This is a genomic window from Paenibacillus elgii NBRC 100335 (assembly GCF_004000865.1).
Lineage (GTDB): Bacteria > Bacillota > Bacilli > Paenibacillales > NBRC-103111 > Paenibacillus_G > Paenibacillus_G elgii.
The window spans coordinates 90528-111624 of record NZ_BIMB01000001.1; the positions used below are offsets into that span (position 1 = coordinate 90528).

Consider the following 21097-nt stretch of genomic DNA (forward strand, 5'->3'; position numbering starts at 1 on the left):
ATGGAATGAAACCGGATTTCATTATACAGCAATTGGCCGAGCCTGCCCATACATTCGGCAAAAAATTATGGCGTGACGGGAAAAAGCCCGTCCGCCTGGGACGAGCTTTTTCTTCACTGACGATTTTATTTTAATTCTTCGCCGACTTGGATGAGATACATTTGCGTCGGGTTGCCGTTCACCTTCAGCTGGCCTTGGTCGTCGTAGCCGTCCACACCGAAATCGTTGTCGTTCACAACGGCGATCGTATGCTTGTCCACCACCGCAAGCCCTTCCAGCTTCTCATGCGGGTAACCCAGCTTCGCCACGTCTACGATCAGCTCCTTGCCGACCGGCACGATCCCTTTTTCCTTGATTTGCGCCAGCGTCAGCTTCTCCAGATTGTCGCTTTGCTCCGTTCCGAGCAGATTGGTCGCCGCTGAGAAATCCGCCCGGTAAATGCGTTTGATTTGCGCTTCTTTGCCGCTGTTCTTATCGCGCTCGTCCACCAGCAGCACATCGGCGCTCAAGGCGGACAAGTCGCTGATGACGACGTCCTTCTGCTTCACATTTGTGAACGAATCGGCGTTCTCCGCGATGTACAAATATTCGCCGACGACTTTTTTGGCAGCCAGATCCATCTTCAAGATGCGCAGATTGCGGGACGCTTCGCCCGTCTTTTTGTCCGGAACCGCCATCGGGCTTTGGATCGAAGCGTACAAATATTTGCCGTCCGGCGAGATCGCGACGCCCTCGAAGCCGCGGTTCGGAATCCGCTTCGCGTACACCGCCGGCAAAATGTCGTAAATCTCGGTTTGTGCGCCCGCCGCAACCAGTTGCTCCTTCGCTCCCTGCGGCACGTACCGTCCGACAACCGTACCATCGCGTTTCACCTGCAGCACGGAAGGACGGTACTCGTCCGACAGCCAGAACGTGTCATCCGCCGGGTTATAGGCGATGCCTTCGAGGTCCAGCCCGTCCGGGTCGTAAGCCAGCTTCTTCGTGCCGCTGCCGTCGTACGGAACTTCGTCGCCGGCCTCCAAGTTCGGCAGACCGGTAAGCTCCGCCGTCTTGCTGAACTTGTCTGTTTTCCCGGCCGGCAAATGCAGCTTGATCGTTTCGAGCACTTCGATCGTTCCGCCGGCCGCTTTAATTTTGTAGATGCGCGGCACATACGCCTCATTCGGGAACGTGCGCAGCTTGTCCTTGCCGAACTCGCCGTTCGGCCCGCGGTCAGCCAGCGTATAGAACACGTCCGCCGGGTCGCCCGGCAGATGGACCAGCCCCGAGAGTCCCCCCTCTTTCAGGCTGCCGACCAGCGTCCCCGGATTTTTCCACTCGTGTACGGCTGTGACCTTCGGCATCTCCTTCAGCCGGATCGACTGCGTCCATTCGTTCCACTCCACCTGCTTGCCCAGCGCTTCTCCGAGCGCGCGCAGCGGGACATAGGTGCTGCCGTCGATCAGGACGGGAGCCTTGTCCGTCTTCACTTCTTTACCGCCCGACCAGATGCCGAACTTCGTGCCGACCACTTCCATGCCGCCTTCCGCAGCTGCTGCGGTTTGCGCTCCCACGAGCGTCATTGCGGCAAGCGACAAGACCAGCCATTTTCTCTTTTTCAACCAACGTTTCATCATGACGATCCCCCTGGCGAATTAAACTAGGTTTTTGAACTCACTTTTCCTAGCATAGTTGCCAATTGTTTCGACGATGTAAAGGGCATATGAAGATTTTGTAAAGCCTTGCATCCATAAAAAAACCTCCCGGCCGCAAGCTGCGCCAGGAGGTTGGTCCGTCATTTCTTCTTAATATACTTGCTCGCTTTCTCAATCGCTTCGTCTTCCGTTGCGGCGGTCACATACCGCCCGTTAATATAAATGAAGGCAAACCGCGAGCACGGGCCGCAATAAGACTTGCAGCCGACCTTGATGTCGGCGTCGGGCGCCAGCTTTTGCAGCTTCGGCAGCGCGGTTTTCATTCTCATATGCTTGCATTTGTCGCAGACGCGAATATCGTTGGCCATGCGGAGTTATCCTTTCTGAGGCATCCGGGCGCCGATTAATGGTCGCCGTGGTTGCCTTTGCTCGGATTGGTGACCGCAAAGCCTTCCTCCGGCAAATAAAAGTAATCGACACGTACGCCGTCCAGCAGCGGCTCGTCCTTCTGCAAAATAACGTCGATTCCACTGTCGGTAGTTACGACCACGTCATTTTCCGTAGGCGTGTCCATTCCAAGTCCGTAGTGCGCATGATCGCCGTGCTTGTGCGTTACATATACGCGAAGCTTCAATTCTTTGTTTTCCTCTTGTTCCATCTCAGCCAAAAGCACTTTGGCGGCATTGCGCGAAATTTTGCATTTCATGTCCAGACACATCTCCCACTAATAAGCATTTTCACCTTATTGTATATAAACCCGGGAACGAAAGCAACCTTCCGCTGCCGGTTCACAAATGCTGGTAAGAAGCCGCCCATTTCTGATATGATTACAGGTATATGAACTTACGCACGAATGGTTCGGGGCCGCTGACGCCCAAAGGCAAGGATTTGCACCGAATGCTAAATGAAATGAAGCTGTGGGCGGCCGAATGGCGCTGACCCGCTAAATTCCGAGGTGACCTATGATTTCTTTTTACCGCAAATATTACAAAACGATTTTCGACATCGCTTTGCTTGTGATTACCGTGTACCTGTTCATGCTCGTCTTCAGTTACCTGTACCGCATTGCGACCCCGATCTTCCTGGCTTTTATCGTTTACATGATCATTGAGCCGTTCGCGCGCTTCCTGCACCGCAGGGGCATCAAGAAGGTCATTGCGACCACGGTTTCGACCATCATTTTCGTGCTCGTCATCCTGGGGGTGATCACCGGCGCCGGAGTCATCTTCACGAGCCAGATCGTTAGCCTGAAGGATAAGCTGCCCGAATACGCCGCGGTGCTGACGCAGGAAATCGCCAAGCAGACGGACAATCTGCAAGACCGCTTCGGCACGCTTCCGACGGAAGAAATCGTGAAAAAAGCAAAGGAATACTCGGCGGAAATCGCGAAAAAAACGACCGAAATCGTCCGCTCGTTCCTGACCAGCACGTTTACCGTTCTCACGTCCTTTTCGACTTTTGTGGTGAACTTCGTCATTGCGATCATTTTGGCGTATTTTCTAAGCATCGAAATCGAATCCTGGAAGCGGATCGCGGAGGACAAAACACCCAACACGTTCAAGAAAGCGTTCCACTTCCTCCGCGAAAACGTGCTGCTCGGTATCGTCAGCTATATCAAGGCGCAGGCCAAGCTGATCAGCGTGACGTTTGCCGTCATCTTCGTCGCGCTGCTCGTCATGAATATCAAAAATGCGTTTTCCATCGCGCTCTTGTCGGCCATCTTCGACGTGCTACCGCTGCTCGGCGTCTCGACGCTGTTCATTCCATGGATTATTTACCTGTTCGTGGTCGGCCAAACGACGCTGGCCATCTGGCTTTCCGTCCTGCTCGCGGTCGTCATCTCCGCCAGGCAAATTCTGGAGCCGAAAATTACGGGCGACTCGCTCGGGGTTTCCGCTTTTACGATGCTTTCCTTCATGATCGTGTCGCTGTCTTTGTTCGGCGTGGCCGGACTGATTTTGTCGCCGATCCTCATCATCCTGATCAAAGCGCTGTACGAGCAAGGCTATTTGAAAAAATGGATTCGCATGCCGGCGGAGGAGTACGAGCCGGAGCTTCCGAAGAGCAACTAGCGTCCTCTATCCTCTATAAGCGAAGAAAAGAGCTGCCCGCGGGCAGCTCTTTGTCGTATATATCAGGTGGCGCCGTATTTACGCTCCGCCCGGTCGGTGAACCAGGTCATGAGCAGCATCGTCACAGCGATATCGTCCAGCGGAATGAACGGCAGCGCATCGGGCATAACCCAATACACAAGCGCAGGGACGAAGAACAGCAGCTTTTCCCCTATCGGCACTTTGGACGAGCGCAGCAGAGGGATAATTCGGCGGAATACATGACCCCAATGCCGCAACGACCATAATCGCTTCCACATGATGATCGTCCCCTTTCCTTGTACGAATTGTACGAATGGCCTCTCTTTACAGTATACACCATCTTTCGGCAATCCCGAAATGATTCGACAAATTCCGACAATTTCACCCCGTTTACAGCCATTCTCTCATCCAGCATAATGATAGAGTGACATTCCAACCTTTACCAAGGAGTGATACCATGTCCAAAAAAGTACTTGTGCTGGCAGGAGACGCGGTTGAAGTACTGGAGGTGTATTACCCGTACTACCGGCTGTTGGAGGAGGGGTACGAAGCAATCATCGCCTCGCCGACGAAAAAGACGCTTCACACCGTCGTGCACGATTTCGTCGAAGGTTGGGAGACCTATACGGAAAAGCTCGGTCATCGGCTTCCCTCCCATATTGCCTTTGCGGATGTGGACCCGTCCGAATACGACGGGCTGATTATACCGGGCGGCCGGGCGCCGGAATACATTCGTTCCGATGCCAATGTTCCCCGCATCATCGCTCATTTTCTGGAAGCAGACAAGCCGGTCGGAGCGATATGCCATGCGGCTCAAGTGTTCGCCTCGCTTCCGGACTACGGCTATTTCAAGGGACGCACCATGACCGCGTATACGGCTTGCCGCCCCGATATTGAGCGCCTCGGCGCCACCTATGGACCGGAGACGCTTCATGTGGACGGCAAGCTCGTCACCGGGCATGCTTGGCCCGATCTGCCGGGATTCATGCGCGAATTTTTGAAGCTTTTGAAGTAAAGTGAAAAGAAGTGCTTCCGCCACGGGTCGCTGGACCTTCGCGGAAGCACTTCTTTTTTGACGGTGCCGGAGCAGCCTCTACAGCTTCAACCCTTCCAGCATGATGCCGATCGCCTCGTCGTACATCTGCGGGAACTGTTCGATCGGAAGAGGGTTGATGCCGATTCCCGCCTCGATGGTGAACCCCAGGCGGCCGAACTCCTGAATAAACCAATCCTTATAGCCGGCATCGCTGCCGGTCAGCTTGACGGCCCGATAGCCGCTCACCTTCGCCAGCCGGCGTGCTGCTTCCTCGGCCTCCGGCGGCTCCAGCCCCCGGTAGTTCCAATAAATTTCCCTGCCTTGCGTATGAAACGCCATCACCAAGTGAAACGAATGCCCGCGGGTGAACGCCTCCATCGCTTGCGCTTCCGGCTCGGACAGAGGCGCGGGCCCCGCGTAGTCTCGCGGACCCGGGCCGGGCGTTTCCCGCCTATCGCGCTCCGCCTCCCAATGGGCCGGAAACTGGTCGTTCAGATCGACGCCGCGGATATTCGCTTTCCAGCGGGAAAACTGCTGCGAATCGAAATTCCACCGGAGCAGCCCCTCGTAATACGGATGCCCCGACGTAAGCCCTTGCTGCACAAGCTCCACGCCGTCCGGGTTGACCATGGGCACGACCCACAGCGAGGTTTGCTCGTACAGTGCGGATATATCCCGGTTGCGCAGCGGCTTCCTTCCGGCATAGGCCGCCGCATAATCCTCGATGAATTTCATCAGCAGCAGCGACGTAATCCATTCGTTCGCGTGAAACGCCCCGTTATAATGCACTTCCCGTGGGCCGGTGCCGATGCGTACCGCCGGAATATCTTTTCCGAGCACGGATTGACCGATGATGATCATTTCTAGAAAAGGATACGTGTCCAGCAGCCGGTCCAAATCGTCCATCAGCTCCGCATAATCGTACTCCGCATCCGTTTCGACAATCGTCAAGCCTTTGCTTACCGGAAGCACGATGGATTGTCCGATCCGCAGACGGCGCGGATCCGCATCGGGGTTGGCCGCCTGGAGTTCCGCCAGCGAAATATTGAACCGCAGAGCCAGATCACACAGCGTGTCCCCCGCTTGAATGACATAGCGGCTCGTCGTTCTTACGGGGATGTGGACGACTTGGCCGGGATACAAATAGCTGCGCTCCTTTAAATGCGGGTTCGCCCCATAAAGCGCCGTCACGTTCATACCGTATCGCCGCGCGACCCGATGGATCGTATCTCCGCGTCTGACGACGTAAGGAAATGTCATCCGACAGCCCTCCTCAGCTCACTGCCCGGACGCAGAGGCCCGGGGGTTCGCTAATGCATATGCCGGAGAGCTATATAATATTCGGAACCTGCCAGACGACAGGCGTCACCTTGATTTGCTCGTTCAGCCATCCTTGTGCAATCATCTTGAACATCCAAGGATCTCCGCTGCAGAAAAATTGATGAACCGGCAGCTTATTGGAGGTCGCCAGCATTCCCTTGTGATACAGGATTGTGCTGATTTCCCTCGCGGTCTCCTCCGCCGAGTTAATCAAAGTAACTTGCGGTCCCATGACCGAAGCAATTGTATCCGTAAGGAACGGGTAATGCGTACAGCCGAGAATCAGGCAATCCATCGGGGTTTCCTTCAGCTCGCTAAGTGATTCCTCGACGACCTGCCGGGTTTGTTCGCCATGGAATACGCCCTTCTCGACCAAAGGCACAAACAAAGGGCAGGCCCGGCTCACGACTTCAATGTGAGGTGAAATTTGACGCAGCGCCGTTTCGTAAGCGTTGCTTTGGATCGTTCCAATCGTTCCGATAACGCCGATCTTCTGGGTGCGGGTCATTTTAATCGCTGCCCGGGCTCCGGGATGAATGACGCCGACCACGGGAACGGGCAATCTGGCGCGAATCTCCTCCAAAGCGATAGCCGTTGCCGTATTGCAGGCGATGACCACCATTTTGGGATGAAACTGAAGCAAATAATCGACGATCTGATGCGTAAAGCGAGTAACCTCCTCGGCCGGCCTCGGTCCGTAAGGCGTCCGGGCGGTGTCTCCGAAATAAACGATTTTCTCCTGCGGCAGTTGGCGCATGACCTCTTTGACGACCGTCAATCCGCCGACTCCTGAATCCAATATGGCTATCGCTTGTTGCACGGTTATTCGCTTCCTTTATGTTGGTCTGTTCACTTCTAGGTTTATGGTATGTAGAGCAAAAAGGAAAGGTGTCCGATTCGGCTTATTCCGCCGTGCGGATCATTTTATCTTAACAGACCCCGGTCAAAAATAAAACCCGCCCTGAGGCGGGTCACGGCTCAAAATGGAGCGTGCCGGACGAATACTACTTCGGAGGCTCGATATCGCTTAACAGCGCGAACTCGTAGCCCGCTTTTTTAACGGCTTTGATGATTTTATCCAGCGCCTGGATGTTTTCCGGCGAACCTTGATGCATCAAAATAATGTTGCCGTCATGCAAGTTGTTCATGATATCGTTGTAGGGGTCCTCCGCACCGTTCTTGCGGGGCTCCCAGTCGCGCATGGCCGTGGACCAGAAGACGGACGTGTACCCCATATCGGATACCATTTTCAATAAGTGCGTATTATAGCGGCCGTACGGAAAACGGAAATACGGCTGAATGTCCTTGCCCGTCACATCTTTGTAAAGCTTCGCGTAATCTTCGATTTCTTTGCGCACCTGCTCGTCGGTTTGCGTATTCATATCCGTATGCGTCATCGTATGGTTGGCGATCAGATGCCCATCGGCCACGAGCGTCCGAATGAAATCGGGATTTTTCTTAACGTTATAGCCCGCGATAAAAAAATTCGCCTTCACCTTGTTGTCCTTCAGCGACTTGACCAGCGTATCGATATCTCCGAGCGGGCCGCCGGTATCGATGGTCAAATATACTTTTTTCCCGGTGCCGACCCAGAGCGCCTTCATGTCTTTCGTGAAGCTTTTCGTCTCCGCTGGGAAATTCGGGACCTGGCCCTTGGGCTTCTTCATGTAATACCACGAAAGCGCCTTGCGGTCCCCGGTTCCCGTCGCCGGCGGTTCCTTCGTTTTGCCGTCTGTAACGGCTGCGGCCGGATTTTTCGGTCCGGATACGCCCGCTTTGCCGTTATCGGAGACAGCCCCTGTTGCGCCCGACGGCTGGCTTTGCTTGTCCGCAGGCTCGGACATGTTCGGTTTGTCCTTCGTCGTTTTCGTTTCTTTCGTCTCTTTCGTTTCTTTTGTCTCTTTTGCTTTTGCTTCTTTCTCTTTCTCCGTTTTCGCGTCCTTGGCTGACTCCGAATTGGCGGAAGTCACCGGCGGTGCCGGGACTACCGAAGAATCGCCCGACGATTCGGTCGGCTTCTTGGTTTCAACCGGCTTCTTGGAATCGGTCGGCTTCGGCGACTCGGTTGGCGCGGGCGGCTCGGCGGCGCGCTCATTGCCGCAAGCTGCAAGCATGAGGGACAATGCCGCAGCGAGCATCCAAGTCGCCTTTGTCTTGTTGTTCATCGCTGTTCCCCATTTCGTTGGTCGTGGAGTCGTTTGGTGCGGTCGACAATCATTTGATCGAACACGAATAGTTGTTCGTATATATTTTACCAAACCACGTAACATGTGGCAAACCGACGTAAAATCTCGCCGGTCCTTTCACGCAAAAAAAGCGATGATTTTTCTAATTCGAATACCGGGCATGGCATGGAAAAAAAGACCCCTGCGGCGGAACCGCAGAGGTCTTTCGGTCATGCAATAGGCGCTCTTCGTCTAAGGCCAAAATAAAGCAGCCTTCGCTTACTTGATCGTAATTTTGTGCACCGCCGTATTTTGCGCCCCTTTATCGTCGGTGACGGTCAATTGCACCGTATAAGTGCCAGCGGTGGTAAAACGGTGCTTCGCTTTGACGCCTGTGGCCGTTCCGCCGTCGCCGAACTTCCATTCGTATCGGACGATTTTTCCGTCCTGATCGCGGGAAGCAGAGCCGTTAAACGTAACCTGCTGCTTCTTCTTCGCCGTATCCGGTGCAGAAATGGCCGCGACCGGCGGCACATTGGCCGGAGGCTGGGTGCCGGTTACGTACACTTTGCCGGGGGCTTCGAATTCCGCTTGGTTGCCCGCCCGATCCCAGACGCGGACAACGACGATTCCGCCGTTAAGCACTAAGGACGACGGGGTCTGATAAGCTCCCTCGTAGTGTCCCGGTCTCGTTTCCGTCAACGGAATCTCGTTTCGCGCCTTGCTGCTCAGCAGAAGCGGCACTTCGACGCGGAAAGAGGCATTCAGGCCGGGCGCGCTGTCAAAGGATACATGAAGCGGCTCTCCTGCCTTAAGACGAACATCGGCCGCAGGCGAGAGATTATTGATTTTCGGCAGGGACAGATCGACGTACACGGCACGGGTAACCGTCGTTTCATTGTCGGCAAGGTCTTTTGCCGTTACCGTGACAAGGTTCTGGCCTGGATTGATCAAAATACGGTGAGCAAAGGCGCCGTCGTTCCCAATCTCGGCCCGTTGCCCATTCACCGTCAGCGTGCTGAAGAACTGGTCGGTTGCCGTCCCCGTAACGTGAAGTACCTCTCTATTGGTTCTTGCTCCTTCTACCGGAGAGAGAACGACCAATTCCGGCGGCGTCTGGTCCAGCGTCACGGTGACGGGCTCCGAACGGTCCGTCGCCTTGCCGCCTACGACCGCTTCGGCGCTCAGCAGGTTTGCCCCGGGCTTAAGCTGCACGGTCAAGCTGAACTGTCCGTTCTGCACGGTGGCAGTTCCGGCCACTTCCGTTCCGTTATACAACTGGATGGTCGCTCCGTTCGCCGGAGAAGTTCCCGTGACGGCAACGGTCGGCTGCTTCGTGTAGAAGTCATCGGCAGGCGCCGTAATAACGGGAGCGTTCACCGGATAGCGGACGACCGCACGGATCATGTAGTTGCCCTCTTCTTTGGGAGAAGCGCTCCACGCGCCGCCGACGCGCTGCCAGCTGCGCAATGCATTTTTCCCGTTCTCGTCGGTTGCAAGTCCGGGCGCATTCGGATTGGCGGCTGTCTGGATATAGACGACATAGAAGTCGCCTTGTACGGTCACAGGCTCGGCCAATTCCAGCACCGTCCATTGATTGTTGCGAAGCGCGGTGCCGTCGAACGGACCGGCCAGCTGACGTCCTGGAGCCCCACCGGCGCCGGAAGCGTCATAAATGGCGTATTTGAACGCCGTCCCGCCCGGCTGCGGCCATTCCGTGTTCCAGAAGCGGAGCGATACGCCCGTCACTTGCGCGGAACCGGACTCCGGCGTCATCCGGACAGCCCAAGCATTGTCGGCTGCGTTGAAAGCTCTGGCATTCTCCGGCGTGCCATCGTCGTAAGCAATTTCACCGGGGAAGCCGATGAACGGTTTCAGAGTGACCGGAAGCTCCACGGTGCCATTCGGAGTAACGGTTACTTTGGCCGTTTTGCCATAGTAATCTTTTGCCGAAACGGAAAGCGTATAGCTGCCTTCCATCACATCCAGATTAAACCCGCCATAGACGTTCGTCGTCACAGGGGCGACTCGGGGGTCTTCCTGAAGAACCACGACCGCGCCCGCAATCGGCTGTCCGGTACGTTCATCCTTCACAGTGCCGTTAATTAGGCCGTGAGGAATGGCTTCCAGATTAAAGTTGGCTTTGACGTCAGTCCCGTCGGTAATCGTGACAGACTGGGTCCGCGGATAGTACCCGTAAGCTTCCGCCTTTAGCGTGAACTTGCCGGCCACATGAGTCAAGCTGTACCGTCCGGTAGAGGCATCCGTTTTGACGGAACGGCCGGTCTCAAGCACGGTGACGGTTGCGCTCGCAGGCAAGCTTTCCGTTCCGATGCTGCCGTTGTTCACGACAGGCTTGAACTCGCTCTTCTCGGTTCTTGAGATCTTGTACAGCGGATTGTCATAAACCGGCTTGGGCTTTTGCACATTCATCTCGGGAACCGAATTCTGCGTCTGCACGGTAGTCGTCACATTCAGTACTTGGAAGTTATCAATGTACCATCCGGCTTTCGATACGGTGCCGTCGCTTTTCAGTCTGAAGCGGATTTGGACCTCTTTCCCGGTGTATTTATCCAGATTGTAGTAAACCGGGCTCCACTGCTTTCCGTTCGTGCTGTGCGAGAATTTGCCCAGCTCGGACCAGGTGTCTCCCCCGTTTGTGGATATTTCCACATAGCCGTAGTCGTAGCCGCTTTCGATTTCATACCAGTGCTGGAACGCCAGCGTCGCATTCGTCACATTCGTCAGATTGATGCTCGGAGAAACCAGCGAAGCATCTGCGTTGTTCTCGTAGGTTCCATCCAGATCGGTCCCCCATACATTAGGCTTGGATACGGCTTCGGCCGGTCCGGGGGCAGAAGGTACTCCCCGTTCCCATTCGTCCTTGGCTCCGCTATGAGTCCAGCCGTTATCCGTATTCGAATCGAAAGAATCGCTGAACAAGATAGCGGGACGACGAACGGTCAGCGAGGCTTCGTTCGACTTGACGCTTTCGTTGCCGCTGTAATCTATAGCGGTCACGGCATAATAGTAGGTGGTATTTTCCACCGTATTCGTATCGGTATACGTTGCCGACGTCACCGTGCCGATCGCTTCATAGCCTGTGCCGGAACGCGTGGAACGGTACACCTTATACTCCTTCAGATCTTCATCGGCGGGCGGTGTCCAAGTCAGCGTGACATTGCCGACAGGGTCCGCCGAAGCGCTCAAACTGCCAGGGGCTGCCGGGGCGGTACGATCCGGCGGCTGGATGGAAAGATCGTCGATGTACCATCCCGCCTTCTGCATCGAGGCATCGCTGGTCAGATTGAACATCAGGGAAATCTCTTGGCCCGCATACGGCTTCAAATCCACATACTGCGTTTTCCAGCCCCCGCTGCTTCCCGTGAAGGTCAACAGCGGCACGAAGGCATCGTCGCTGCCCTTGGAGGCGATGTACACTTTACCGAAGTCGATATTATTTTCCAAATCGTACCAATTCTTAAAGGAAAGCACGGCTCCTTCCGGACTTGTCGTAAGATCGATCGGCGGAGCAAGCAAATAAGAGTTGGCGTTGGCCGGATAAGTGCCTGTCAGATTGGTGGCGACCACCTTTTGCCCGGAATAGGCGCGTCCCGGACCGCTGCTCGGAACTCCCCAAGCCCAAGCGCCCCCTTCGCCTCCGGTGGTAAAGCCCATATTATCTTTCTCGAAATCCTGGAAATAGCCGGGCTTAACGCCGCTGGATACCGGGATTTTGTACACATTGCTGTTAAAACCGTTGTTGCCGTAATCGTTCACGCGGATATAATATTCCAGCCCTTTCGTATCGAGCAGGAACGCGGGGATCGTCGCTTCATAGATCCCGTCCTTGCTGTCGCCCGACTTGCGCTCCATCGGAATGTACGTGTAATGATCCGTGCCTGCCACTTTGGCGAACAATTCGACGGCGTTCACGGCTACATTATCTTTCACGCGGGCGGACACCCGGGCATCCAGCCCCTTGAAAACGAGAGTTAACGGCGTATGCTCCAATACGGGAGCTTCGTCATCGTCTCCGGCGGTTACGACCTTACCGGATACCGTACCGACTCCCTCCAGGACGGACCCGACTGCATCAAGCGCGTTGACGATGCCGTGACCGTATCCGTTATTCGGAGTGGCAGGATATTGGCTGTCCGTTCGCTTGGTCGCCGTATCCATAAGGATTTGCTCGAGCTGATCCACCGTCAGGGAATGATTGGCTTGCAGCAAAAGCCCGGCGATCGCCGTGGTATGCGGACCGGCCATGGAAGTACCGTTCCAGCCGCCCTCATATTTTCCGCCCGGAACGGAAGAACGGATGTTGACCCCGGGAGCCGAAACCTCCGGTTTAATCTCTCCGTAAGGAGAAGGACCGAGGAGTGAGAAATCGGCCAAGTTTTTGTTGATGTCGGTCGCTCCAGTGGCGAACGCTTCCGGATAGTTGGCCGGATTGGCTACGGAGCCAGGCCCGCCGGGATTCGTCGCTTTCTTGTTCCCTGCTGAAAATTCAGGGAAAATTTGCGCGTCCCGCCAAGCTCGAACCATAGGCCGGAACCATTCGTCGAGTCCCGCGCCGCCGCTCCAAGAGTTGTTCACGACATCCGGCGCCAGTTCGGGATGAAGGTTGCCCTGCGCATCTTTGGGAGCCAACAGCCATTGGGCCCCGTCAAGAATAATGGCGTCGGTCGTGCTCGGATTGAAAATCCGTACCGCGATCCATTTGGCCCCGGGGGCGACGCCGATTTGGTTCGAACCGTTCGCCTCCGAACCGACCATCGTGCCCATCGTATGGGTGCCGTGGCCGTCTCCGTCAGCGGGCAGCGGCGATCTGCTGTGGGGGTCGTACCAGCTGAGCTCCGGATTCACGACATTCCCGGAAGCGTCCAGTCCCCGCCACTTGCGCTGCAGCGCAGGATGTGTGTAATCAACGCCCGAATCCAGATTGGCCACAACGATGCCGGTGCCGTCGATGCCCTTGGCCCAAACTTCGGGAGCATTGACCTGTGAGATATTCCACTCCACGTTGTCTGGCTTGATCGCATCCGTTTTCACACGATCCTGTTTGACTGCATCCGTTTTGGCCTCGGCCTCTTTGTCGATTTCCACTTTATCCAGAAACCGCTCTTCATTCGGCAAAATTTTGTCGACTTCCGGGAGCTGGGCAATATTCTCCATGACGGATTTACTGCTCGTTACCGCCATGGCGTTGACAATATAAAAGCTCTTATAGTCTTTAACTCCCCCCTGTTCAAGTTCTTTCTTCAAATAGTGTTCCAGGGATTGCTGCGTGCGAGAAGCCGTTTCGCGTAGCGAGCTGACAACGGAGCTCCGTCTGGCGAGCTTGATTGCGGCCGGCGTGGCCTTTTCGAGAGTCAATTTTTGCAGGGCATTCTTGGAAGCGGCTGTCGTATCCGCCTGCTCTTTCATTTTAACGAGGTAAGTGACGTATTCGTCATCGCTAAACTGCTTGCTGAGCTTGGAAGAAACTTTATCGGTGGCAATGCGGGGAGAGCTGGATTTGAGATCGGTCTTTTGAGAGACGCTTGTGTTGTCGGCACTGGCCGGATAACTGAAGGTGAGAGAAAGAAGAATGGCCATCCCCAGGGAAAGATGCTTGCTTAACTTTTTGTGCTTCAACAATATTCATCCGCTCCTTTGACTTGGTTTCAGCAAATTTGTGGCATCCTCCAGAGAGAACATCTGCGGATCTGGTTGCTTTCAAGTCATGCCTTACCGGAATGAGGGTTTGTGAACAATCACCTCCAAGCAGGGACGGAGCAAGGGAATTCGATTGTCGAAGCCTATCCCTATGAGTTTTTAATAGAGTAGTTGATAATGATGATAGTATAATATTGTAAAATCAGATGCACAAGAACAATTATGTAATTTTATACAATAAAATAAGAAAATGGTATGCAAGCCCTACAAAAAAGCGCTCCAAGAGATCGATAATCCGGTCTCTTCGAGCGCCTGCGAATTTTCAATATATCTTATTTACCATACTTTCGACAGCTTATTTACCGGTACTTCGGCAGCCAATCGCCATGAGCCTCGATCAAATCGTCGCACAGCGCCACGATGTCGTCGATTGACAGCTCTGCCGACGTATGCGGGTCCAGCAGCGCGGCATGGTAAATGTGCTCTTTTTTGCCGGTGACGGCCGCTTCCAGCGTCAGCAGTTGGGTGTTGATGTTCGTGCGGTTGAGCGCGGCAAGCTGCGGCGGCAAATCCCCGACATACGTCGGCGTCACGCCGCTCGCATCGACAAGGCACGGCACCTCGACGCACGCTTCCTTCGGCAAATTCGTGATAAGTCCGGTATTCATTACGTTGCCGCCGATCTTGAACGGCTTATCCGTCTCCATCGCTTCGAGCATATACGATGCGTACTCGTTCGAACGGCTGTGTGTCAGGCTCTTGTCGTTGACGAGTTCCTCGCGCATCATCTTCCAATTCTCGATCTGGTGGATGCAGCGGCGCGGGTATTCGTCCAGCGGAATGTTGAACTGCTCGATCAGCTCGGGATACTTCTTCTTGATAAAGTAAGGGTGATATTCGGCGTTATGCTCCGAGGATTCCGTCACATAATAGCCGAACCGGAACATCAGCTCGTAGCGCACCATATCCCCATGCTTCTCCTTCTGCTTCTCCGAAGCGCGGCGCTTGATCTCGGGATACAGGTCTACGCCGTCCTTCGTCACCTCCAGCAGCCAGGCCATATGGTTGATGCCTGCGATCTTCGCCTGCACCCCATCACTGTCCAGCCCCAAGCAGCGGAACAGATGCGGCACGCAGGCCTGTACACTGTGGCACAGTCCTACCGTCTTGACACCGCCGTATGTAATCATCGCATTGGTCAAGACCGCCATCGGGTTCGTGTAATTGAAGAACCAGGCGTCCGGGCAAACCTCTTGGATGTCTTTGGCAAAATCCAGCATGACCGGAATGGTGCGGAGGTTCCGAAAAATGCCTCCGATCCCTATCGTATCGGCAATCGTTTGACGAAGGCCGTACTTCTTAGGAATTTCAAAATCCGTAATCGTGCAAGGATCGTACCCACCGACCTGGATGGCGTTCACGACATATTTCGCGCCGCGCAGCGCTTCCTTCCGATTCGTATACGCTTTCACCGTGCAGCCGCTGCCGAGCGAGCTTTTCAGATTGTTCAACATGTTCTCGGAATCCTTCAGCCGCTCCAAATCGATGTCGAACAATGCCAGCTCAAACTCCTGCAGCGCCGGCGTGAGCATAACGTCGCCGAGCACGTTTTTGGCGAATACGGTACTGCCTGCTCCAAGAAAAGTAATCTTTGCCATCTTCTTTTGCCTCCCCGCTTGTGGAAACGTCATTGTCTTGCCTGCTTTGACTATACTCCGCTTCGCCGGGAATGCATATGGACACAAACCATTTTCGTATGGAGAAATGTAGTGCGTCTTATTTTTTTTCAGCCACCCACATCAAAATTTGCAGAACCGTAATCAGTGCGAATGCGACCAGCGCCAGGAACGGAATCGTGACGAACCCGAACCAATCGATATAGTCCAAGTCGCATGGAACCGGGCCGCACGCCGCTGCTCCGGTTTTGAACCAGTCGGTCTTCTGCATGAGGTAATGGTATAGCGAAATGCCTCCGCCCCAAATGGACATCGGCAGAACATACAGGTACATATGTCGTTCCTTGCGCACGGCTGCGATGCCCAGTATAATCACGAGTGGATACATCAGGATGCGCTGGTACCAGCACAGCTTGCATGGGGTAAACATCATAATCTCCGAAAAGTACAGGCTCCCCAGCGTCGCCGTGAGCGCCACAACCCATGACAGATGGTGCCCGTTCTCCCGGATGGTTTGCTTCCAATTCATTCGTCAATCTCTCCCTTCTTTCTTGTCTACATCATATCAAAAGTGACGGAGGTGTACCATCATAGCTCACGTCTTTCACGAGGCGGCGTTCAATCCTCACCCCGGCAAAGGCGAGCTGGCCGTGCTGTTCGCAGGCCACGCCCAGACCGCACCGCAGCACAAGGTCGGGCCGCAGGTGCTGGACTATCATTTGGTGCATACGGTCGTTTCGGGCCGGGGCAATTTTCGCTGCGTGCATCGGGATTACCGTCTGGAGCGAGGGAACAGCTTCTTTATTTTTCCCGGCGAGCTGGTCACCTACGTTTCGGATGCTTTGGAGCCGTGGGCGTACCGCTGGGTCGGCTTCAAGGGCGAACGGGCGGACGAGTTTTTGAGCAAGGCCGGCATCTCCCCGGATAAACCGGTGATTTCCTCCGAACGGCTGCGCCGATTGACAGCGCTTTATTATCAATTGGAAAAGACGCTGCAGCTTGCCAAACCAGGCTGTGATATGCAAGCAGGCGGCTACTTGCGCCTCTTGTTCGGCGAATACACACAGGACCGGATGCGCGAGGAGGTGCCGAAAGAAGAAGGCTCCGTCATTCAGCAGCAGGTGGAACAGGCGATCCGGTGGTTGACGCTCCAGTATTACCAGCCGATCTCCATCGAGCAAATGGCCCGGACGCTCGGGTACCACCGGACGCACCTGTCCAAAATGTTCAAGCAGCACACCGGCCTGTCTCCCATGCAGTTTTTGCTGAAAATCCGCATGGAACGCGCGAAGCTGCTGCTTCAGGGGCCGTTGACGATCGAGCAGGTCGCCTCCTCCGTCGGCTTCGGCGATGCGCTGTACTTTTCCAAGCAGTTCAAAAAATATTGCGGGCACTCGCCCTCCGAATACCGTCACAACCGGCAGGTCTATCCGTACGACTGCGAAGGCTAGCAACCTTTGAGCGGACCGGCACGTCTTAGAGGGAAGAAGATTCCAACATCCGAGCGGAAAAGGAGAACTATGTTTCCGATGAGACGTTATTTCCCGGCAGTCTTGCTTCTGATCTGGGTCCTTGGACTGATATGGCCCGCGGGAGAGGCAAACGCGCTATCCTGTGCCAGACAACCGTCCGTCAATGAGGAGTTCGCCCGCAGCACGGTCGTATTTCATGGCAAAGCCGTTGGCGAGCGAAAAAACGGAGCAACCACGTTCGAGGTGACAGAAGCCTGGAAGGGCGTCGCTTCCGGCAAAATCGACGTGCAGGTAAGCACCATGTGGATGCCGGTGCAGCAAGGCGAGGCGTATCTCGTCTACGCCGCCCAGCAAAACGGAGTGCTGACCGCACACCTCTGCGGCCGAACTGCGCTGTGGGAGCAGGGGCGCGCGGATACAGCGTCTTTTCCCCCGACATCGGTTACGTTAAAAAACACTCCGGCAGCACCTTGGAGCTTGACGGTTGCAGGAACGGTCGTGGCACTCGTATTTGCGGTTTTGATGACGAGCCTTATGATTGCTCGCCGTGATCCCTAACGAAAATAAGCGGACAGCCGCTTTCACCGTCGAAAGCGCTGCCCGCTTATTTTCTACGCATCTTTTAAAAAACGCTGCCTTACACCGAGAAGCTGTACGCCACTTCGTCCGCCTCGTGCCGGACCAGTCCGGTCCATTGCTCCCGTGGCACAAGATCAACCACGGCTTTGACGGCGATCCGGCCGAAATCCAGCTGCGGCACCTGCTGCAGCGTCAGCCGGTCGGTCATCAGCCTGCCCAGCAGGCCGGGAAAACGGGCTTCCATCTGCTTCAACCGGTACAGCCCGGTTTCAAAGTCCTTGCGCGACGCGTTCACCGAGCCCAGCACGCATTTGTTCTCCAGCACCAGCTCCTGGTTAATCCGGTCGGAGGAAATCCGGATGCTCCGGTTGCCCGGAGTTACCCCGAGAAGCGCCAGCACGCCGTTCGGCCCCATGGCAGCCATCGCGTCAAAGGCGAGCGGGCTGTAGCCCGTGCATTCGAAGATGAGGTCCGCGCGCCGGCCGTTTCGCTGCAGGAACGCACCCAGCGCGGATACGGCGGGAGCGCCCCCGGAGCCCGCCGGGGCGGCTGCCTCATCTTCCGCCCGCGCGTACATCGCTCCGCAGGCCCGCACCAGCTCGGCCCCGATCGAATCGTCCGGCGACTTGGACCATACCACGGTATCCAGCCCCAAACACCGGCACGTTAATGCAGCAAGCAGCCCAAGCGGCCCCGAGCCGAGCACCACCGCCGTCCTTGGCTGCCAGACGAGCCGCTGCTGAATGCGCTGCACCTCGTTCCACACCTTCTCGACAATGCTCTGCGGCTCGGCCAAAATCCCGTAGGCGAGACTTCCCGCGGGCACCTTGACCAAATATCTCGCATCCTCGACATAATAATCCGACAAATACCCGTGCGCGCCCCGGATGCCGCGTTCCGTATACTGCCCCGTTTCGCAGAAGTCCTGCTGCCCGTTACGGCAGTTGACGCATCCCGGCTCCGCGCACGGCCTGCGCACCAAGGCGCAGACCGCGTCTCCCGGCGCGAACCCCGTGGCCGGGTCGGCCTCTTCCACGACGCCGAGCGATTCGTGCCCGATCGTAAGCGCCGTTTCGCCCGTCGGCGGCACGCCATACTTTTCGTTCATGATCTCGCGGTCCGTCCCGTCAAGCCCGATGCAGAGCACGCGGACGAGCACGTCCGTCTTCGTCTGCCGCGCGGGACGCTCGATCTCGACCAGCTCCAGCTTCGGCGACGCCGCCCCGGTCACCGCTCCGCCCGCGGGTGCAAGGCCGGTTACGCGCACCGCCTTCATCGCTTCTCTCCCGCCGCATGAAGCAGCTTCGCGTCGCTTTGATCCTCCTGGCCGCGTTCCCGGTGCCGGAACAGCTTCAGCTTCGCCAAATATTCCTGCACCACCTTGACGAACGTCGCATGGGACCAGGTCAGCGGCGAAACCGACATCGGCTCGCCGCTGAACGGATGCACCTGTTCGGCCAAAATCCCCGAAGGCAGCGCATGGTTCATCGTCCATCGCAGAAGATCCGCCGCCTCCTTCAGCTCCGCTTCGCTCTTCGCCGCGGCAATCACGTATTCCGCGTACCAGAGCGTGCAAATAAACCACGGGTTGCCCGGCACCTTGGCGACATCCTTCGTCACCTGATGATAATAATCGTTGGAATACCGGGCAAGCCCTCCCACTTCCGTCTGCACCCAGAGCTGCTCACGAATCGCTTTCATAGTAGAAACGACCCGCGGATCGTCCGGCTCAAACATCCCGAAGTCGAACATCGCGTACATGCTCGCATCCAGCGTCAAATCCGGCTCGTACGCCTGCTTCTCATCATTCCAGTAGAGCGAACGGATAAACCGCTGCTCCTGCTCGGAATAAAGCGAGTGCTCGACCGCCTGCTTCACGCTGGCCGCCTTATCCCGGTAGTGCATCGCTCTCAGCTTGTCCCCGAAATGCTCGGCGAAGTCCGCGGCGGCAAGCAGCCCCGCATAGACGCTCGCGACCGTGAACAAATGCACGCCATAGCGTTCCTCCCACAGGTCGTGCGAAGGCAGCGGCAATCCCGAAGCATCCGTATAACGCGCCATAAAATCGGCCGCAGGCAGGACGAGGTTATCGTAGTCGTCGCGCGCTTCGTCCAGCGTCCGGGCCTGCCGGTGATGATGCCACAACGCGAACAGCACAAGCGCCGTCTCATCCTCCTGGATGGCAAGCTGCTTCTCGCCTCGGGCATTGACCCACGGGTGCCAGCTCGAACCGACGGAGCCATCCGGGTTGTACTTGTGGAGCAAATAGCCGTCCTCCGACAATCCCCGCTTGCAAAACTGGAAAAATCGTTTCGTCAGCGCATGATAGCCGCTTCGGTCAAGCGCATGCGCAATCAGGGCGCCGTCCCGCGGCCACATATACGAGTATGTGTCGCGCGCAAACTTCAAAATGTCCGAATCGTTGGCGGCCAGAATCGCCCCACGGTTGTCCGTATTCGTGCGAACCACGAGCAGGCTGCGTTTATAAAAGGAAGCCATGTCCGGCTCAAGCAGCTTCAAATCATGCCGGTCATGTCCGAGCCACTGCCCCCAGTAGTTGTACGTGCGCTGCAGCAGCGCTTGCGGCGTAGCCGAACGGACCGTGCGCTCCAGCTTGCGGAGTTCCCGATCTTCCCGAGCGAAGCAAATCCAGAACCAGGCTTCCTTCGCTCCCTTGGCCGGGACCCGCAAGACCAACTCGACCGTTCCGTCAACCGACCCTTGCGCAATCGGATTGCCGCCGAGCCGCCCGTCTTCCGCATCCCGCCATGTCCCTTCGAGCCGGTTCATTTCCTTTTGCCCGGTCGCATACGTAGTAATTCCCACTTCCTTCTGATCCTGCCCCCGGCCCGACAACGACATATACCGGTGCCCCTTGTAAAATACAAGCGATTTTAATTCCGGGTCGTAGTAGACCGTATCGCCCATGCCGTTGCCGTACAAATGCAGGTCCAGATGGAAATACAGCTTCACCTCGCGTTCCCGGTCCCAATCGTTTTCGACGACCACCTTGCGCATGAAGACATTCTCCTGTACGTCCACGCCGTCGCGGAGCTGCAGCTTGAGGCCGAGCCGTTCGTGCGTGCAGGCGACGTTCGTAATCAGGGTATCGTTCAAATAACCGGACTGCTTCTTCAGCTCCGGGTGATCGATCCAGAAAAAATCTTCCGCCGTCCACACGCCAAAATGCGATAAATGATCCAGCGCTTGATTTTCCTGACCCACATAAGGGAAATAAATATCCCGAACATTGTAATGGACGTCAAAATTCATAAGCACATTGCCGTTGCCTATAGGCAAATCACGGGCCATAACGCTTCATCCCCTTCCTGCTCACCCTAATTTTCCCCATGAGTGGAAGGAATTTATGCATTCGACATAAAAACCCGTCGCATCCTTTGGTATATTATGGTATACTAAAAGTAAATGCAAGAAAAGGCCGACCTGTAGAGGCCAGCCTT

General features: G+C 55.9%; 16 protein-coding genes. 4 read left to right on the forward strand and 12 right to left on the reverse strand.

The features are described from left to right. Positions 1–125: 125 nt before the first annotated feature. The 3 genes from PEL01S_RS00450 to PEL01S_RS00460 all read right to left on the reverse strand — a co-directional run bounded on the left by PEL01S_RS00450 (position 126) and on the right by PEL01S_RS00460 (position 2340). Complete coding sequence (locus tag PEL01S_RS00450; RefSeq protein WP_239551294.1) at positions 126–1616, reverse strand: esterase-like activity of phytase family protein; 1491 nt, start codon at positions 1614–1616, stop codon at positions 126–128. 158 nt (positions 1617–1774) lie between these two features. Next, positions 1775–2002, reverse strand: a complete 228-nt coding sequence (locus PEL01S_RS00455; protein WP_010491537.1) for a YuzB family protein — start codon at positions 2000–2002, stop codon at positions 1775–1777. Between the two features lie 35 nt (positions 2003–2037). Beyond that, positions 2038–2340: a heme biosynthesis protein HemY gene (locus PEL01S_RS00460; protein WP_010491539.1), complete on the reverse strand. Its 303-nt coding sequence runs from the start codon at positions 2338–2340 to the stop codon at positions 2038–2040. Between the two features lie 256 nt (positions 2341–2596). Between PEL01S_RS00460 and ytvI the strand changes: the two genes are divergently transcribed. Further along, positions 2597–3706: a sporulation integral membrane protein YtvI gene (gene ytvI / locus PEL01S_RS00465; protein WP_010491541.1), complete on the forward strand. Its 1110-nt coding sequence runs from the start codon at positions 2597–2599 to the stop codon at positions 3704–3706. Between the two features lie 62 nt (positions 3707–3768). On the opposite strand, the gene PEL01S_RS00470 is transcribed toward ytvI, so the two are convergent. Beyond that, entirely contained in the window at positions 3769–4005 is a 237-nt protein-coding gene (locus PEL01S_RS00470) for a hypothetical protein (RefSeq protein ID WP_063179767.1), read from the reverse strand. Between the two features lie 179 nt (positions 4006–4184). On the opposite strand from PEL01S_RS00470, the gene PEL01S_RS00475 reads away from it, so the two are divergent. Then, a complete protein-coding gene (locus PEL01S_RS00475; protein WP_063179769.1) occupies positions 4185–4742 on the forward strand; it encodes a DJ-1/PfpI family protein in 558 nt (185 codons plus the stop codon). Positions 4743–4820: 78 nt separating this feature from the next. On the opposite strand, the gene PEL01S_RS00480 is transcribed toward PEL01S_RS00475, so the two are convergent. The 6 genes from PEL01S_RS00480 to PEL01S_RS00505 all read right to left on the reverse strand — a co-directional run bounded on the left by PEL01S_RS00480 (position 4821) and on the right by PEL01S_RS00505 (position 16114). Continuing rightward, positions 4821–6023, reverse strand: coding sequence for a M14 family metallopeptidase (locus PEL01S_RS00480; protein WP_127458860.1), 1203 nt, complete (start codon positions 6021–6023; stop codon positions 4821–4823). 70 nt (positions 6024–6093) lie between these two features. Further along, entirely contained in the window at positions 6094–6903 is an 810-nt protein-coding gene (racE, locus tag PEL01S_RS00485; protein WP_127458861.1) for a glutamate racemase, read from the reverse strand. A 184-nt stretch (positions 6904–7087) separates the two neighbouring features. After that, positions 7088–8248 carry a polysaccharide deacetylase family protein gene (locus tag PEL01S_RS00490; protein ID WP_127458862.1) on the reverse strand — a complete coding sequence of 387 codons (1161 nt, stop codon included), beginning with the start codon at positions 8246–8248 and terminating at the stop codon, positions 7088–7090. A 279-nt stretch (positions 8249–8527) separates the two neighbouring features. After that, on the reverse strand, positions 8528–13891 hold the full coding sequence (locus PEL01S_RS00495; RefSeq protein WP_127458863.1) for a S8 family serine peptidase: 5364 nt from the start codon (positions 13889–13891) through the stop codon (positions 8528–8530). Between the two features lie 377 nt (positions 13892–14268). Then, on the reverse strand, positions 14269–15567 hold the full coding sequence (locus PEL01S_RS00500) for an alpha-glucosidase/alpha-galactosidase (protein ID WP_127458864.1): 1299 nt from the start codon (positions 15565–15567) through the stop codon (positions 14269–14271). A 118-nt stretch (positions 15568–15685) separates the two neighbouring features. Next, positions 15686–16114, reverse strand: coding sequence for a disulfide oxidoreductase (locus PEL01S_RS00505; protein ID WP_108529974.1), 429 nt, complete (start codon positions 16112–16114; stop codon positions 15686–15688). Positions 16115–16235: 121 nt separating this feature from the next. On the opposite strand from PEL01S_RS00505, the gene PEL01S_RS00510 reads away from it, so the two are divergent. Beyond that, positions 16236–17036: an AraC family transcriptional regulator gene (locus tag PEL01S_RS00510; protein WP_174806880.1), complete on the forward strand. Its 801-nt coding sequence runs from the start codon at positions 16236–16238 to the stop codon at positions 17034–17036. A gap of 78 nt (positions 17037–17114) precedes the next feature. Next, entirely contained in the window at positions 17115–17615 is a 501-nt protein-coding gene (locus tag PEL01S_RS00515; protein ID WP_127458866.1) for a hypothetical protein, read from the forward strand. Between the two features lie 79 nt (positions 17616–17694). Here PEL01S_RS00515 and PEL01S_RS00520 read toward each other — a convergent pair whose 3' ends face one another. Continuing rightward, positions 17695–18912 (reverse strand): glucose 1-dehydrogenase, encoded by a 1218-nt coding sequence (locus PEL01S_RS00520; RefSeq protein WP_127458867.1) that lies wholly within the window; start codon positions 18910–18912, stop codon positions 17695–17697. After that, positions 18909–20948, reverse strand: coding sequence for a glycoside hydrolase family 15 protein (locus tag PEL01S_RS00525; protein WP_127458868.1), 2040 nt, complete (start codon positions 20946–20948; stop codon positions 18909–18911). The genes PEL01S_RS00520 and PEL01S_RS00525 overlap by 4 nt, the downstream gene beginning before the upstream one ends. Positions 20949–21097: the final 149 nt, after the last annotated feature.